The organism is Shewanella sp. 10N.286.52.E4 (genome assembly GCF_041468785.1).
Taxonomy (GTDB): domain Bacteria; phylum Pseudomonadota; class Gammaproteobacteria; order Enterobacterales; family Shewanellaceae; genus Shewanella; species Shewanella electrodiphila.
Map to the genome: position 1 here is coordinate 19,445 of NZ_JBFRJJ010000007.1, position 16,007 is coordinate 35,451.

At 42.8% G+C, this 16,007-nt stretch carries 10 protein-coding genes; 6 read left to right on the top strand and 4 right to left on the bottom strand.

What is annotated here, in order from left to right:
* The first annotated feature begins 165 nt into the window (after positions 1-165).
* Positions 166-2,343 (top strand): TonB-dependent receptor family protein, encoded by a 2,178-nt coding sequence (locus tag AB4153_RS03930; RefSeq protein WP_371996453.1) that lies wholly within the window; start codon positions 166-168, stop codon positions 2,341-2,343.
* Between the two features lie 184 nt (positions 2,344-2,527).
* Here AB4153_RS03930 and mrcB read toward each other — a convergent pair whose 3' ends face one another.
* The 3 genes from mrcB to AB4153_RS03945 form a co-directional block, all read right to left on the bottom strand.
* Complete coding sequence (gene mrcB / locus AB4153_RS03935) at positions 2,528-4,894, bottom strand: penicillin-binding protein 1B (RefSeq protein WP_371996454.1); 2,367 nt, start codon at positions 4,892-4,894, stop codon at positions 2,528-2,530.
* Positions 4,895-4,923: 29 nt separating this feature from the next.
* A complete protein-coding gene (gene hrpB, locus AB4153_RS03940; protein ID WP_371996456.1) occupies positions 4,924-7,512 on the bottom strand; it encodes an ATP-dependent helicase HrpB in 2,589 nt (862 codons plus the stop codon).
* Positions 7,513-7,616: 104 nt separating this feature from the next.
* Positions 7,617-9,863 (bottom strand): putative bifunctional diguanylate cyclase/phosphodiesterase, encoded by a 2,247-nt coding sequence (locus AB4153_RS03945; RefSeq protein ID WP_371996457.1) that lies wholly within the window; start codon positions 9,861-9,863, stop codon positions 7,617-7,619.
* A gap of 238 nt (positions 9,864-10,101) precedes the next feature.
* On the opposite strand from AB4153_RS03945, the gene thpR reads away from it, so the two are divergent.
* Positions 10,102-10,677 (top strand): RNA 2',3'-cyclic phosphodiesterase, encoded by a 576-nt coding sequence (gene thpR / locus AB4153_RS03950; RefSeq protein ID WP_371996458.1) that lies wholly within the window; start codon positions 10,102-10,104, stop codon positions 10,675-10,677.
* A gap of 109 nt (positions 10,678-10,786) precedes the next feature.
* Here the strand turns inward: thpR and pepB are convergent, their stop codons facing one another.
* Positions 10,787-12,061, bottom strand: coding sequence for an aminopeptidase PepB (gene pepB, locus AB4153_RS03955; protein ID WP_102529240.1), 1,275 nt, complete (start codon positions 12,059-12,061; stop codon positions 10,787-10,789).
* Positions 12,062-12,203: 142 nt separating this feature from the next.
* On the opposite strand from pepB, the gene sfsA reads away from it, so the two are divergent.
* From sfsA to pcnB, 4 genes are all read left to right on the top strand, one after another.
* Positions 12,204-12,908 carry a DNA/RNA nuclease SfsA gene (sfsA, locus tag AB4153_RS03960; RefSeq protein ID WP_102529239.1) on the top strand — a complete coding sequence of 235 codons (705 nt, stop codon included), beginning with the start codon at positions 12,204-12,206 and terminating at the stop codon, positions 12,906-12,908.
* A gap of 118 nt (positions 12,909-13,026) precedes the next feature.
* Positions 13,027-13,470: an RNA polymerase-binding protein DksA gene (dksA, locus tag AB4153_RS03965; RefSeq protein ID WP_055024924.1), complete on the top strand. Its 444-nt coding sequence runs from the start codon at positions 13,027-13,029 to the stop codon at positions 13,468-13,470.
* A gap of 122 nt (positions 13,471-13,592) precedes the next feature.
* The gene (gene gluQRS, locus AB4153_RS03970) at positions 13,593-14,465 is read left to right on the top strand and encodes a tRNA glutamyl-Q(34) synthetase GluQRS (protein WP_248955616.1); all 873 of its coding nucleotides are present in this window, start codon (positions 13,593-13,595) and stop codon (positions 14,463-14,465) included.
* A gap of 180 nt (positions 14,466-14,645) precedes the next feature.
* Positions 14,646-16,007, top strand: a complete 1,362-nt coding sequence (gene pcnB / locus AB4153_RS03975; protein ID WP_371996459.1) for a polynucleotide adenylyltransferase PcnB — start codon at positions 14,646-14,648, stop codon at positions 16,005-16,007.

Sequence of the window (16,007 nt, forward strand, 5' to 3'; positions counted from 1 at the left end):
GATCGCATCCATCTTAATCCAAAGCTCAAAAGCAGCGCAATCGTTAATCACAGTTAAGTAAATGTTGATTTTAATGTTCATTTAAGTAAACTTCACGACAATTAAGATACAAATAGAAACAATTGCTATTTGCATTTTGCTTACAAGTCGTCTTTGGAGAACCGTATGACCCAGCGCAACTGCCTTCGTATCAGCATTCTAGCTAGTGCTCTATTAACTACTTTTGCAGCATCCGCTGCTGAAAACGCCACAATGGAGCAAATCTCCATTTTTGGTAGTTCAAATCCTGTTAATAATGTGCCTGGTAGTGCCCATGTTATCAACGACGTTGAAATAGAGAATTTTAAGTACACAGATATTATGCGTACGTTAGCATCTGTACCTGGTGTGTACATTCAAGAGGAAGACGGCTACGGCTTGCGTCCTAACATTGGGATGCGTGGTACTGGTCAAAATCGTTCTGAGAAGATTACTGTGATGGAAGATGGTGTTTTAGCGGCTCCAGCTCCTTACGCTTCACCTGCTGCTTATTACTTCCCGACATCAGGAAGAATGCAGACAGTAGAAGTAATGAAAGGTGGCTCTACGCTTAAATATGGTCCTCGTACTACTGGCGGTATTATTAATATGATTTCTCGCCAAATCCCTCAAGAAGAATTAGCGGGTGGAATCGATGTTGCTGCAGGGCAAGATGGCTTTGCTAAATTACATGCTCATGCTGGCGGACAAGGTGAGCGAGTTGGCGCAGTTGCCGAAGTTTATCGTTATCAAGCAGATGGTTTCCGCGATATTAATGGTGTCGGCGGTGATACCGGTTTTACCAAGAATGATGCATTAGCAAAAATTAGCATCGACAGTAGCGAAGATGCAAAGTATCAACAACGTGTTGAGCTAAAATTAAAGTACTCAGATGAAGTCTCAAATGAAACTTATATGGGCTTAACCGAAGAAGACTATAACAGCAGTCCTTTTACTCGTTACTCTGCATCGCAAAAAGATGAAATGACGACTGATCATAAACAGATCCAGTTGAACCATATTATTGATTTCAGTGACACTGTGACATTAGCAACAACTGCTTATTACAATAACTTTGCTCGTAACTGGTATAAAACCTCAAAGGTTGATGGTCAAAGCTTAAATAGCGGCGGAATAGAAGCTGCTGCAGATTTTGACCGAGCTCCGGCTTCTTCATCACCTATTGATGTTCAAGTTAAGGCAAACAACCGTGAGTACTTATCTCAAGGCATTCAAACTGAATTAAATTGGTTGCTAGGTGATCATGAATTGTCATTTGGCGCTCGTTATCACGAAGATGAAATGGATCGTTTCCAGTGGGTTGATACTTACGAGCTCAATAATAACCAAGTGATGTCACTAACTGACAGCGGCACGCCAGGTACTGACTCAAACCGTATCGATAGTGCTGAAGCGTTTGCACTTTATGTTCAAGACCAAATTACTTTAGGTGATTTAGCCATTACTGCGGGCCTTCGTTATGAAGATGTGACGACTCAACGTCGTGATTGGGGTAAAACAAATCCAGGCCGTGAAGGTGCGCCAGATAAAGATATCAGTAACAGCTTTGATGTTTTACTACCATCAGTAGCAGCAACTTATCAGATCACTGAAGATTTAATTGTGCTTGCTGGTGTACAGAAAGGTTTCGCACCTTCAGCGCCTGGTAATGATGATGGTGAAGAGGAAGAAAGCTGGAACTACGAAGCTGGTCTTCGTTACAACACTGGCGCATTAAGTTCAGAAGCAATTGTGTTTTACAGTGACTACAGCAACATGCACGGTAACTGTACCGCTGCGCAAGGTTGTGATGATGACAACATTGGCAATCAGTACAATGCAGGTGAAGTTGAAGTCACAGGCTTAGAACTGAGCTTAGGTTATGAGTTTAATCAAACGGGCGAAATATCATTCCCTGTTAAAATGGCATACACCTACACCAGTGCAGAGTTCCAAAACAGCTTTAGCTCAGATTTTGAATCATGGGGCGATGTAGAAAAAGGTGACGAACTTCCTTACCTTCCTGAAAACCAACTATTTGTCTCTGCAGGTGTACAAGCAGAATCATGGCAAGTAACGATTGCCGGCCGTTACACGTCAGATATGCGCACAGTGGCTGGTCAAGGAACAATTCCATCAGAGCAGTTAATTGCTGACAAAACCATTGTAGATTTATCTGCACGCTACTTTATTAATGATGCATCAGAAGTCTACTTAACCGTGGATAACTTATTTGATGAAACCTATATGACAACCCGTATTCATGGCTCTATCTTTTCAGGTAAGCCACAGACTGCGACTGTAGGTTATAACTACAAGTTCTAACAAACTTATGAGTTAATCAGCCAAAGCCAGCTTAATCGCTGGCTTTTTTTGTGGCTAACAATTTTGATAATACAGGCGTATTAAAAACAACACGCTTACGATCAAAAAGGGTTCACCAGTGATAGTGAACCCTTTTATACATTAATTTGAGCGATGAACTTATAACAAAGACTCTTTAGTTAGCCTAGTTAATGATTTTTTGCCACCAAGAACGTTCTTCACCGCAATTATCAATTGGCTGATAGCTGTCAATGCGGGCTGGCATGGCAACGACATTGTCACAATCAGATTGCTTTGCTACACCGGTAGTTCTATCGAAATAACCTTGGGTAATACCATTGGCAGGAGTCATTCTTAACCCTAAAGGCGGACGATTGTTCAAGAAGGCTTGGTAAACCGCCATAGCGCCGCTGGAACCATATAAGCCTGTCTTAGAGTTATCATCTTGACCAACCCAAATCGCGGCAACGTTTCTTTCATCAAAGCCAGCAAACCATGAGTCACGGCTATCGTTACTGGTACCCGTTTTACCCGCTAAATCAACATTTGGGAAAGCGCGTCCTAAACGTTTTGCCGTACCATCTTTTACCACTTGATTCATAGCATATTGCACCAGGTAATCGGTTGCTGGCTCCATTCCTTGTGTGGCACTTTCTCGGCTCACTTTCAAAGGTTGATTGTTGCTATCTAATACCGCCGTAATCGAGGTCAACGGACGGTATCGGCCATTATTTGCAATCGTTTGAAATGCTTGTGCCACCATATACGGCGAGCCATTAATCGCACCTAATAACATTGACGGATAACGCGGTATAGCCTCACTCCAACCCGCATCTGCCATAGTTTTAGCCACATTATCCACACCGACTTCAATACCCACATTGACCGTTGGTACATTCATTGAGTTTTTAAAGGCGGTCAATAATGGTACTTCGTCTCTAAAGACTCTATCCACATTTTGCGGTGACCAAGTTTTACCCTGGCCATTTTGCAAAGTAATCGGTTTATCAGCCACAGGTGATGCCAAGTTGTATTTACTGCCTTGCTGAAGCGCCGTAGCGTAAACAAACGGTTTAACCAGAGAGCCAATCGGGCGTCGAATTTCTACCGCACGGTTAAAGCCATCAAAACTTGGCACTCTATCACCGACCATTGCCGCGATACCGTCAGTATATTTGTCGGTGACGACCATGCCGACCTGCACATTTTTGGCACGTTCATCTAAGGTCTTCATGGTCGAAACAACTGCTTTTTCAGCCGCATCTTGCGCCATAGGATCAAGTGTGGTGTATACCTTTACCCCAGATTGCTGCAATAAACTGTCGCCATAGCGGCGGCGCAGTTCATTTTTCACTACCGCAAAGAAAGCAGGTAACTTCTGATGTACTGACTTATTAAAGTCACGTAAACCAATGGGCGATTCAACCGCCGCTTTATACTGTTCAACAGTGAGTTTGTCGTCTTCCATTAGTAAGCGCAGTACCAAGTCGCGACGATTCTGAGCACGTTCTGGCGATCGCCAAGGGTTGTAATAAGATGGCCCTTTAATCGCAGCGATCAAAAATGCTTGCTGCGATACAGTTAACTCGGCAATTGGACGGCCAAAATAGAATTGCGAAGCCAAGCCCATACCATGAACGCCGCGAGACTTATCTTGCCCCATATAAACTTCATTTAAATACGCTTCAAGAATTTCATCTTTGCTATAACGAAAATCAATAATGATCGCCATTAAGGCTTCACGAATTTTTCGCACGATGGAACGCTCACTGGTCAAAAAGAAGTTTTTAGCCAACTGCTGAGTTAATGTCGAGCCGCCTTGAACTGTGCGCCCTGCGGTGATGTTAACGATCGCTGCTCGCGCGATCGCAAAAGGGTTGACTCCGTGATGCTCATAAAAACTGCGATCTTCTACCAGTATTAATGCATCAACAATGGCTTGGGGCATTGCTTCTGTTGGCACAAATAAACGATCTTCGCCCCCAGAAGCTAATATTCTATCTAATAATACTGGCTCTAAATGGAACACTGCCATCTGACGTTTATCAGACATGCGCTGAACAGCTGATACACCTTGGCTATCAAATGAAATCATCACTCGCTGTGCTACTTGATCGCCTTCTGGATGCAAAAATGGTCGACGCCATAACTCTATTTTTGTGCTCGACGCTGAAAACTCGCCCACTTGTCTCGGATTAGCAACTTTGCGATATCCCAGTAACTTAAGTTCAGACATTAATTGTGGATGGTTAATCGCAGCGCCGGGATAAATGGCCATTGAGCGACTGAAAACCTGTGCAGGTAAATGCCACTTTTGCCCTTCAAACTTACGCGCAATGATTTGGTCTAAGTAAATGCCATAGGAGCTCACAATCACTAAACCAATCAAGGCTATTTTCCAGAAGAATGACCAAAATACCTTCCATTTAGAGCGAGGTTTCTTTTTCGCATTAACACGTTTTACACCTGACTTTTTAGCGGGTGCTTTTTTTGCTGTGGTCTTTTTAGGCGCTGCTTTTTTTACTGCAGGTTTTTTCTTATTATCAGTCATATTTGGGTAAGTCTGTTCGTCCTTGGCTATTACTGTAAGCCTGGTGTTTTCTTTTTAGTGAATTTAGTGGCCGTAGTGTTGGCCGGATCGTCTGGCCATAAATGGCGCGGATATCGACCACGCATTTCTTTTTTAACATCAACATAAGGCCCTTGCCAAAAGCTGGCTAAATCCGCAGTCACTGCAATAGGTCGCTGCGCAGGAGACAATAGTTCCATCGTGACCACCAGCTTACCATGAAGTAATTGCGGGCTTTGTGATAACCCCAATGCCTCTTGCAGTCGCACACTTAATAACGCTCGAGCTTGAATACCGAGACTTTTTCCGTTCTGGCGATTCGCTATTTGATCAATATCTGCATTATCACTGGCAATGTCATCAACTTGATAAGTGATCGGCGCTGATGTCCCTGTTGCCATTTTCCAATGTGTTGGTAACAGCTCATTTAATGTTTGTTGCTGCGACCAAGTTAATAGGTTCTTTACGTGGCCTAATATATCCACTTTTTGCAGTTTAGCAATCGAATTAACCTCAGTTAAATACGGCGCTAACCACTGCGACAAGCTGGCAAGTAAATGCTCTGTATCGATAACAGGCCAATCATGTTCAGGGGCAAAATGCTGTGCTAATTTTAAACGATATTGTAACTGATAAAAGCGCTCATCAAGGTTAAGGATGCTTAACCCTTTTCGTTGAATATGGCTCACTAACGCTTGCACAATTAAAGAAGAGTCAACATTACTCTCTAATGTGCGGCTAACAATAATGTCGCCTATTTTTTGTTGTCGTTCAGCATAAAATCGCCCTTTCACTTCATCCCATTCACAGATTTTATGTTCCGAAATCAAACTCGCTAAATCATGATGTAAATGGTCAGAGTTAATGGCTGCGGCTAAATAGACTCGACCGGCATTGCGCCCTTGTGATTCTTGAAAATCTGCCACCACTAACCAGTCATGATTGGACATATTATCTTCAATATCTATGGTAACGCCTGTGCCGTTACTCAGCTGAAACCCTTGTTTACCCCGTGCTTTAGCTATGCGGTCAGGAAAGGCTAACGCCAGTAAACTGCTGATATCACGACTTGCTGCATCACGGGCGATTTGTTTTATATCACCTGACACAGCTAATAATTTCTGCCACTTTCTCACTTGATTAGCCATTAGCCCTTGGGATGCGAGAGAAAGGTACTGACTAATATCCACGCCTTTTTTAGGTAAGCCTCTCGCTTCTAATACGGCAGCGAGTAAGCATGCTAACGACACCAAATCCGCTTGTTGATGAGCATCAGCAAGTGCCTTAGATTGCAATAACATATGCGCTAAACGTGGATGGCAACCCAGTTCATAAGCGGCTTGGCCTTGTTGGGTAATCTTATGTTGAGCATCAACAAGTGCAAGCTGTGCTAACAAGCGCCAAGCAACTTGCTGATGTATCGTTGGCGGCGGCGTCAGTAAAGGTAAGTTTTCAATATTGCTTTCACCCCAATAAGCGCAATCTAACGCCATTAAGGTTAATTCACTAATGCTGATTTCTGGGGCTTCTGTTTTGGCTAAGCGGCTTTGCTCTTCTTGTCCCCATAAACGTACACAACAGCCAGGTGCAAGACGACCTGCACGTCCTGCACGCTGAATAGAGGAGGCTTGGCTTATGCGTTTAAGTGATAAGCGACTCACACCTGTGCGGGGATTAAAGCTCGCTTCACGCTTATAACCACTGTCGACCACAATGGTGATGCCATCAATGGTCAAACTTGATTCGGCAACGTTGGTCGCAATGACAATTTTCCGCTTGCCATCTGGCGCTGGCGCTATCGCTTTATCTTGCTCAGCTGGGGTTAAGTCCCCATACAATGGACACAAGATAAATTGCTGACTATCAAGCTTTTGACTAAGGAGTCGTTGCAGTTTATTAATTTCGCCTTTGCCCGGCAAAAAAGCTAATACTGAACCTTGCTGATACTGGACTGGCACTGTTTTTGACTCAGTGCTGACACTATCGATGATGACACTCGCTAACGCATCTAACCACTGCTGTTGACCCGCTACTGGGCGGTAGACTTTTTCAACATCAAAACTTCTGCCTTCACTGACTAGCATCGCAGCATCAGGCATTAAGTTCTGTAACGGTAAGCCTGAGAGCGTCGCCGACATGGCAATCAGCTTTAAGTCATCTCGTAATGATTCTTGCACTTCTAACGCCAGTGCTAAGCCTAAATCTGTGGGTAAATGACGTTCATGAATTTCATCAAAGATGATCACTTCAATTCCTGTGAGTTCAGGATCTTGTTGGATCATTCGAGTTAGAATGCCTTCAGTAACAATTTCTAATCGAGTGTTGGCGCTGACTTTTGCTTCACCACGCACGCGATAACCGACACTATCACCAACCTTTTCGCCCCGTGATTTAGCAATAAATTGCGCGACACTGCGGGCAGCAACACGCCTGGGTTCAAGCATCAGAATTTTGCCGTTGATTTGCGGCCATTGCAGCATTGCCATCGGCAATGCTGTGGACTTACCCGCCCCAGTAGGCGCTTCAAGGATAATTTGACTATGGTCGGTCAATGCTTGTTGCAACGGTGCAAACAAAGCTTGGATCGGTAATGAACTCAAAAGGATAACTTTAACAACGGATGATGTTATTCAGTTTACGCATATTCGAATCTTGATGCCATCTCATAGACTGACACTATTGCGTTGAATTGAGTTGTGTTGCGTTAATTTAGTAACCAAGGGCTGCGAACCCCTGAGGATAATTCAATTAACCGTGCAGGCCTGCCAATAGCATAACCTTGGCCATAATCTACGCCCAGCTCACGTAATAATCGGCCAATGGTCTCGCTTTCAACAAACTCACCAATCACTTCAAAATCCATGTCTTTACCCAGCTGACATATGGCCGACACAATGGCTTTATCACTGCGGTCATCACAAACATTCACTACAAATTGACCGTCAATTTTAACGTAATCAACATCAAGACATTTAAGGTAAGCAAAGCTTGAGAAACCTGAGCCAAAATCATCTAACGCCAGTTTACAACCTAGTGGCTTAAGTAAGTCAATCAAAGCTGTCGCTTGTTCAAGTTGACTCACAGCCGCTGTTTCAGTGATCTCAAAACACAGTTTGGACACTAATTCAGGCTCGACCATTAAACGCATTTCTAACCAGCTCATAAATTTACTGTCAGATAATGACAATGCAGATAAATTTACTGACACCATAGAAAGCTGTTCCCAAATTTCCATGTGGCGAGCGCCCCATTTTAATAAGTTATCTATGACCCAACGATCGATTTTTGAGGCCAAGTTATAACGTTCTGCCGCAGGAAGGAAAACCCCTGGTGAAACGTATCGGCCATCTTCTTGCACCATACGCAGCAGAACCTCCATATGAATACCCGATTCATCGGACGATAATGGCTCAATAAGTTGATAAAATAGCTCAAATTGATTCAGAGCCAATGCTGAAATGATATCCACTGAAGCGAGCATTTGATTGTACAACTGGTGCATTTGTGGATCTTTTTTACAATAAAAGTGCCAGCGATTTCGGCCGCCTTCTTTGGCAATTCGACAAGCTGCGTCAGCTTGGCTCATTATGCTATATATATCTGAAGTGCGTGAGTCAAGTTCTGACAAGCCCATACTGATACTGACATTATGGGTGATTTCCCCCCAAATAAATTCGTGTTCCGATAGTTGCTGGCAAATTCGTTTTGCCACTAATTCGGCCGATTCCTTATCAGCATAGAACATCAAGATGCCAAACTCATCACCCCCTAACCTTGCGACAATATCACCGGTGCGTAATAGCAAGCTTAGGCGTTTGGATACTTGGCACAAAAGTTCATCACCCGCTTTATGACCACTCACATCATTGATCACCTGAAACTGGTCTAAATCAAGAAAAGCAACACACGCAGGCAGGCGATCTTTAGCATCAATAGCTTCTTCTAACATCGCTTCAAACTGCACACGATTGGGCAAACCAGTAAGAGGGTCATAGTTGGACTGGAATGACAGTTCATCGGCTAATCGATATCGCTCGGAAATATCTTCAACCATCATCAGTAAATGATTTTCGATATCTAACGCACGACAAAAGCTCATTTTATACCAATGTTTTGTTCCAGCGATAATTAATGGAATTTCGCACCAAGACTGATGCAAAGCGCCTTCACGCACAATGTGTAAACAATCTTCCAGCAGCAAATGATCATCTGAGTTAATTACCGAAAATAAACTTTGGTTTAGATGTAATGGTAAGTTCTGGTTGGCAACTTGGTTCTGTTTACTGACATTGTTATCTTTATCGATTAACGCACATGCGACGGGGAGTTGTTGAAATAGTTCTAAATATTGTAATTCTTTATTATTTAATAACTCAGTGACACGAGTCAGCTCCACTTGAGAACAAAGCGTAAGCGCACTTTCATTCACGAGATAAAATTTAGCATCTGCTTGAGCAACAATACCCTTATGTTGATGTTGATACGGCACCAAACATAATCGGCTGTTGCCAATAACGACAGTATGGTTAATGTGTAATTGAATAGGCAGCGTGGATGATGTGATGAATTGATTTAATTCGTCAATTAATCGTACTGAAAAATGACTTTGCTTAACCTCGCGGGACTCTGGCTCTAGGTCTTTATCAGGAAATAAGCCACTGTGTTGATTAAGTAATAATTGCTCACACAGGATTGGAAATGATGCCAATGATAAACCAAGAATTTCGGCATTTTGGCGATTGTTCTCATACACTTTCAATGCATTGGCTTGTAAAACAAAGCCACTGGTAATGTGCTCTGATACTTGGGACAAAATAACGATCACGCCATCGCAGCCAAGTTGCTGTTGCAACGCTTCAACTTCTGTAGCCACTTGCTCTGACGATAACAAGCGACTTAATTCAGAAGATTGTTTACTGACCCATATCGATTCCAATTCGCTATCAATCATTAAATAACTCATTATGTAATTGCAATTTATCTCTCACTATTTAGTCGTATCGCTTTTAGCATTACGATGGTGAACTGTTGTTCCATAACGTTAACTACAATCTTAGCTCATATTATTAACGTCAGGTTAAAAACGACAACTTTCTTGGTTATCCTTAACTTAAGTAACCTATAAATTATCTTAGAGTTTATCTCTGCGCGAGATAATTCAATGCATAACGACTTAGTAAGGCAAACGAATGTCTGAAAATGATAACAAACGCACTTTTATTGGCTTTTCTATATCAATTAATAACCAGCAACGGCTAATAAACATCCAACAGCGATTAGCATCTCACATCAATCCATCTGCCACACCAGTGCGTAATACTAACTTACACATAACTGCGGCTTTTTTAGGACTGACCAGTGCTCAAGACATTGAAAAAATTGACACAGAGATATCCTCAATGTCATTGCATCGCTTTAGCCAAAGGCTTGAGCATATTAGTTATTGGCCGAAGGCAAAAATACTGTGTATCGAAGGAGTAGCCTCAATTGAATTAAGGAGTATTGTTGAGCAACTCACGCAGTTAACCAAGCAGCTAAACCTGCATCAAAGCCAACATGATTATCGGCCTCATGTCAGTTTATTTCGTCATGTAAAAATACCATCTTCAACTCAAGCGTTAATGAATGAGATGACGACAAAAGCTTCCAACATGATAAAACTAGCGCCTATTAGCTTCGATATCACTGAGCTGACTTTATTTGAATCAAAATCAACACCAATGGGCGTTGAATATTTAGCCCTTAAAAGTTGGCCACTGAACTGATAACTGTAAACTGCAAATCGGAAAATTAAACACAAAAAAGCCGCATATAGCGGCTTTTGGGATGTAAATCGATTGTGGACTAACCAATACGACAGCTCTAGATCTCAGCTTATTTATTTAGTATCGCAGCAATAGTCAGAACACCGTGAGCCGTGGCACCCGCGCTCCATAGTGAATTAGCCGATGACGCATAGGCGCCAGCTAAATCCATATGTAACCAGTTAACATCAGGGCGAACAAAGCGCCACAAGAAGCCTGCAGCATTTGAAGCACCACCAGCACCGCCACCTTTCATTGCACGGCTGTTAGCCGTATCAGCATAAGGTGAAGGACACATATCTTTATGCCATGCATCTAATGGTAAAGGCCATACATTTTCAGCAACGCTTGCAGCTTGTTGCTGTGCTAACTGTAATGTTTCCATTTGCGGTGAGAAAATCGCGTTATAATTTGTCCCAACAGCCATGACGGCTGCGCCTGTTAATGTCGCTGCATCTATAATCAGTTCAGCTCCGGTATCGGATGCGGCTTGTAAACCATCAGCTAAGACTAAACGGCCTTCAGCGTCAGTATTAACCACTTCAACGGTAACGCCATTTTTGTAAGTCAGGATGTCACCTAACTTATAAGCATGACCACTGATTAAGTTCTCAGCGCAACATAGGAATAACTTCACGCGCTTATTCAGCCCAGCTTTCATTGCTAGACCTAATGCAGCGGTAACAGTGGCAGCGCCGCCCATGTCACATTTCATATCAAGCATGCCTTCAGATGGCTTAATACTGTAACCACCTGAATCGAATGTAATGCCTTTACCCACAAGTGCTGTTGATACTTCTGCATCATCACCTAGTGGATTAAAATCAAGTACCAACATCGCAGGAGGACGCTCACTACCACGACCTACAGCATGTAAGCCAATCCATTGCGCTTCTAATAGTTCTTGGCCTTCCACGATGTCATAACTAACATTGTCACCACCAATGGCCTTAAGCCATTTCGCAGCATGATTTGCCAATATCACTGGAGATAATTCTTCAGGGGTTTCATTTACCAACATGCGCGCAAAGCTGGCAGCTTCAAAGCGATGAGTTAACGTAGTCTGAATCTCACTGTCACCACACCACAATACCTCAAACTCACCTTTAGCAGTGGTAAAGCCTTGTGAGAATGCCCATTGAGAGTCAATGCTCCAAAGCGCACCATCCAATTGAACCTTGCTTACTCCTTGGCTGCGGATTTTTCTTGCAGCCGCCTGCACTTGGCGTAGTTCATCTGTACCTGATAAATGTATAAACGCTTGGTTGCCTTGATAGGTAACATCAGCTTTACCCCAAAGGCTCTGTGGCGCTTCTTGTGTTAGGGTAACAGTCATTATTTCCATTATGATTTCCTTGTTGTACTTGCATTGTCACTTTTGTTTCCAATGGGCTAAGTGTACTGTAATTCGATAATGAAACGTGACAAAAACTACTATAGATTTCAATAAAAATTGTAAACACTATTATTACGGAGAAAAATTTTTCATGGAGTTTACCCCAGCGCTGCAACAGGGAACCTTGATCAAACGTTACAAACGCTTTTTAGCTGATGTTAGGCTTGATGACGGAACAGAAATAACCATTCATTGCCCTAATACTGGTTCAATGAAGAATTGCTTATTTCCTGGTGAACTCGTGTGGTTTTCTACCTCAGATAACCCTAAAAGGAAATATCCAAATACGTGGGAAATCGCTCAAACAACAGAGCAACATTTAATTGGCATTAATACTGGTAGGGCTAATGCCTTGGCTGAAGAAGCCATCAATGCGGGTGTCATCACTGAGCTTACTGGTTATTCAACCCTAAAACGAGAAGTTAAATATGGTGATGAAAATAGCCGCATAGATATACTGCTCAGCGATGAAAATCGCCCTTTATGCTATGTAGAAATCAAAAGCTGTACATTATTAGAGCAAACAGTAGGCTATTTCCCTGATTCGGTCACTACAAGGGGGCAAAAGCATTTGCGCGAGCTTATGCATATGGTTAGTCTAGGTCATAGAGCAGTATTGCTGTTTGTTGTTCAGCATACTGGTATCAATATTGTGCAAGCTGCAGAGCATATCGATCCGCAATATGCATTATTACTAAAACAAGCGGTAAATAGCGGCGTAGAAGTTTTAGCTTATCAAACAGAATTATCGGCTATTTCAAGTACCCTAAGTCGTTCGTGCAAAGTGATTGTTTAGGTCAAAAAAGCGTAAAATACTAAACAAATAATTTGCCACGCTATAGCGTTTCTGCTATAGATAGCGGCCATAAATTTTACGACGCACATAAATCGCTAATTATTACAGGAGATGCGTTATGCCTGAAGGCACTAAAAAACTCGGCGTACTCGCTATCGCAGGTGTAGAACCTTACCAGGAAAAAGCTGGTGAGGAGTATATGGGTGAAGAGCAACGTGGTCATTTTAAAATGATTTTAGAAGCTTGGCGTAACCAGTTACGTGAAGAAGTTGACCGCACGTTAAACCATATGCAAGACGAAGCTGCTAACTTCCCAGATCCAGTAGACCGCGCGGCGCAGGAAGAAGAATTTAGTTTAGAGTTACGTGCTCGTGATAGAGAACGTAAACTCATTAAGAAAATTGAAAAGACATTACAAAAAATTGAAGAAGACGATTTTGGCTTCTGTGATTCTTGTGGTGTTGAGATTGGTATCCGCCGTCTTGAAGCACGTCCAACAGCTGATCAATGTATCGACTGTAAGACGCTTGCTGAAATTAAAGAAAAGCAAATGGCTGGCTAATTCAGCGACCACTGACAATCGGTTTAAGCACTTTCCGATATCAGATATTGGGCGAGATGATTCTCGCCCTTTGTTTTTGTATTTCCCCTACCGCTAAATTGATTTAAGCAAAAGGTATATCGGTGAACTCACCTCATTATATTGGTCGCTTTGCTCCATCCCCTTCTGGCCCATTACATTTTGGCTCTCTTATTGCTGCACTTGGCAGTTACCTTCGCGCTAGACATCAAAATGGCAAATGGCTTGTTCGTATTGAAGATATTGACCCGCCAAGAGAAGTTAAAGGCGCAAGTGATGACATTTTAGCCACGCTCGACGCCTATGGATTACATTGGGATGAGCAAGTTCTTTATCAAAGTCAGCGAACGGAAATATACCAACAGAAAATAGATACTCTATTAAGTAAAGACTTAGCCTACTTTTGTCAATGTACTCGAAAACAAATTGGTCAGATGGGCGGCGTTTATGACAGTCGCTGCGGACAATTAACCTCACCACTCAACCAAGGCGCTATTCGAATTAGAAATACCGCTAAAGTTGATCAGTTCAATGACTTGTTGATGGGTAATATCACAGTCAATGAAGGATTTGCAGGTGAAGATTTTATTATTAAACGCAGTGACGGCTTATATGCTTATCAACTTGCGGTAGTGATCGACGATGCTTTTCAAGGCATTACTGAAATTGTACGAGGCTGTGATTTGCTCGAAACCAGCTGCCGACAATTAAGCATGAATAAAATTCTTGGTTTTTGTTCGCCAAACTGGCTGCATCTACCTCTAGCATGCACTAAACCCGGATTTAAGCTTTCTAAACAAAATTATGCAAATGCAATTGATGTCATTAGGCCACAAGCCAGTATCAATGCGGCTTTGCAATTTTTAGGGCAAGCCCAAGTAGACATAGACCATGTGGATATCATGCTAAAACAAGCATGCGAGCAATTTAGTATTGTTGATATTCCACAAGTATCTGAGATTCTGATAGCGCAGTGATATACTCATTGGCGTACAATTGGTATATCATAGCCGCCAGATTTTTAACCATTTAATTTTAACCATTAATCGTATCGTTCGAGGTGTATTATTTTTCGCCGTATTAGCCAATTCTGCAAACAACTGTTTGAAGACAATAAATCCACTCCGGTCATTGAGCCAGAAGCTCAAGATGACGGATTGCGCCTGGACATTGTCACCAGAGATGCCCATACAATTTCTAGGCGTCAAATCAGTGAAAATGCACTAAAAGTTCTTTACCGTTTGAGCAAGTCAGGCTACAAAGCCTACCTTGTCGGCGGTGGTGTTCGCGATATCCTATTAGGCATGGAACCGAAAGATTTCGACGTTGTGACCAATGCAACCCCTGAAGAAATCAAAAAACTATTCCGTAATAGCCGCCTTGTGGGTCGTAGATTTAGATTAGCGCACATTGTATTTGGCCGCGACGTGATTGAAGTCGCCACTTTCCGTGGTCACCATGGCGAAACCGACGAAACAATTTCGAAATCAAATGCTGAAGGTCGTCTATTACGCGACAACGTCTATGGCGAAATCGATGAAGATGCAGAACGCCGTGACTTTACAATCAATGCACTTTATTACGATATCAGTGACTACTCTATCCGCAGTTATGGCGGTGGTATTAGTGACTTAGATGCCAGAACCATTCGTTTGATTGGCGATCCAGAAACCCGTTACCGTGAAGATCCGGTGCGTATGCTTCGAGCTGTGCGCTTTGCAACCAAACTGGATATGCAAATCGAATCAAAAACAGCGGCGCCAATTAAAGAGTTAGCACCACTGCTTAAAGATATTCCAGCAGCACGTATGTACGAAGAAGTACTTAAGCTGTTTTTTGCTGGCAAAGCACAAGCTAACTACGAAATGATGCGAGACTTAGGGTTATTCCAACCACTTTTCCCGCAAATTTCAGCGCAAATAAAAGAGCAACCAAACGGTTATACCGCCAAAATGCTCAATGCTGTCATGAGCAACACAGATTTACGCGTAAGCCAAGACAAGCCTGTCACACCGGCATTTTTCTACGCAGCCCTGCTTTGGTATCCATTAAAGCAACGTGCTGATGATATAGCGCTTGAAAGTGGCTTAAGCCACTACGATGCACATGTCGCAGCAATGGGTGATGTGATGGAGCAACAATGCCGCACCATCAGTATTCCGCGTCGCTTTAGCACGCCAGCTAAAGATATTTGGCAACTACAACTTCGACTTGAGCGCAGCCAAGGCACTCGTGCATTTAAATTGCTCGAACACCCTAAGTTCCGTGCAGCTTATGATTTATTACTCCTTCGTGGTGAAGCAGAAGCTGGCAACATAGGTAAAATAGCAGCGTGGTGGCAATCATTCGTTGAAGCGGATGAACAACAGCGTTCTGACATAGTGAAAAGCAGCAAAAAAGGTCCTAGCCGTAATCGCAATGCTCAACAGCGCAAACGTCGTCGTCCTAGTAAGCCTAAATCAGAGTCTGCATGTACGACTGAGAAAAACTCAGCACCTAAAGCTGAAACAAAAGGCTAA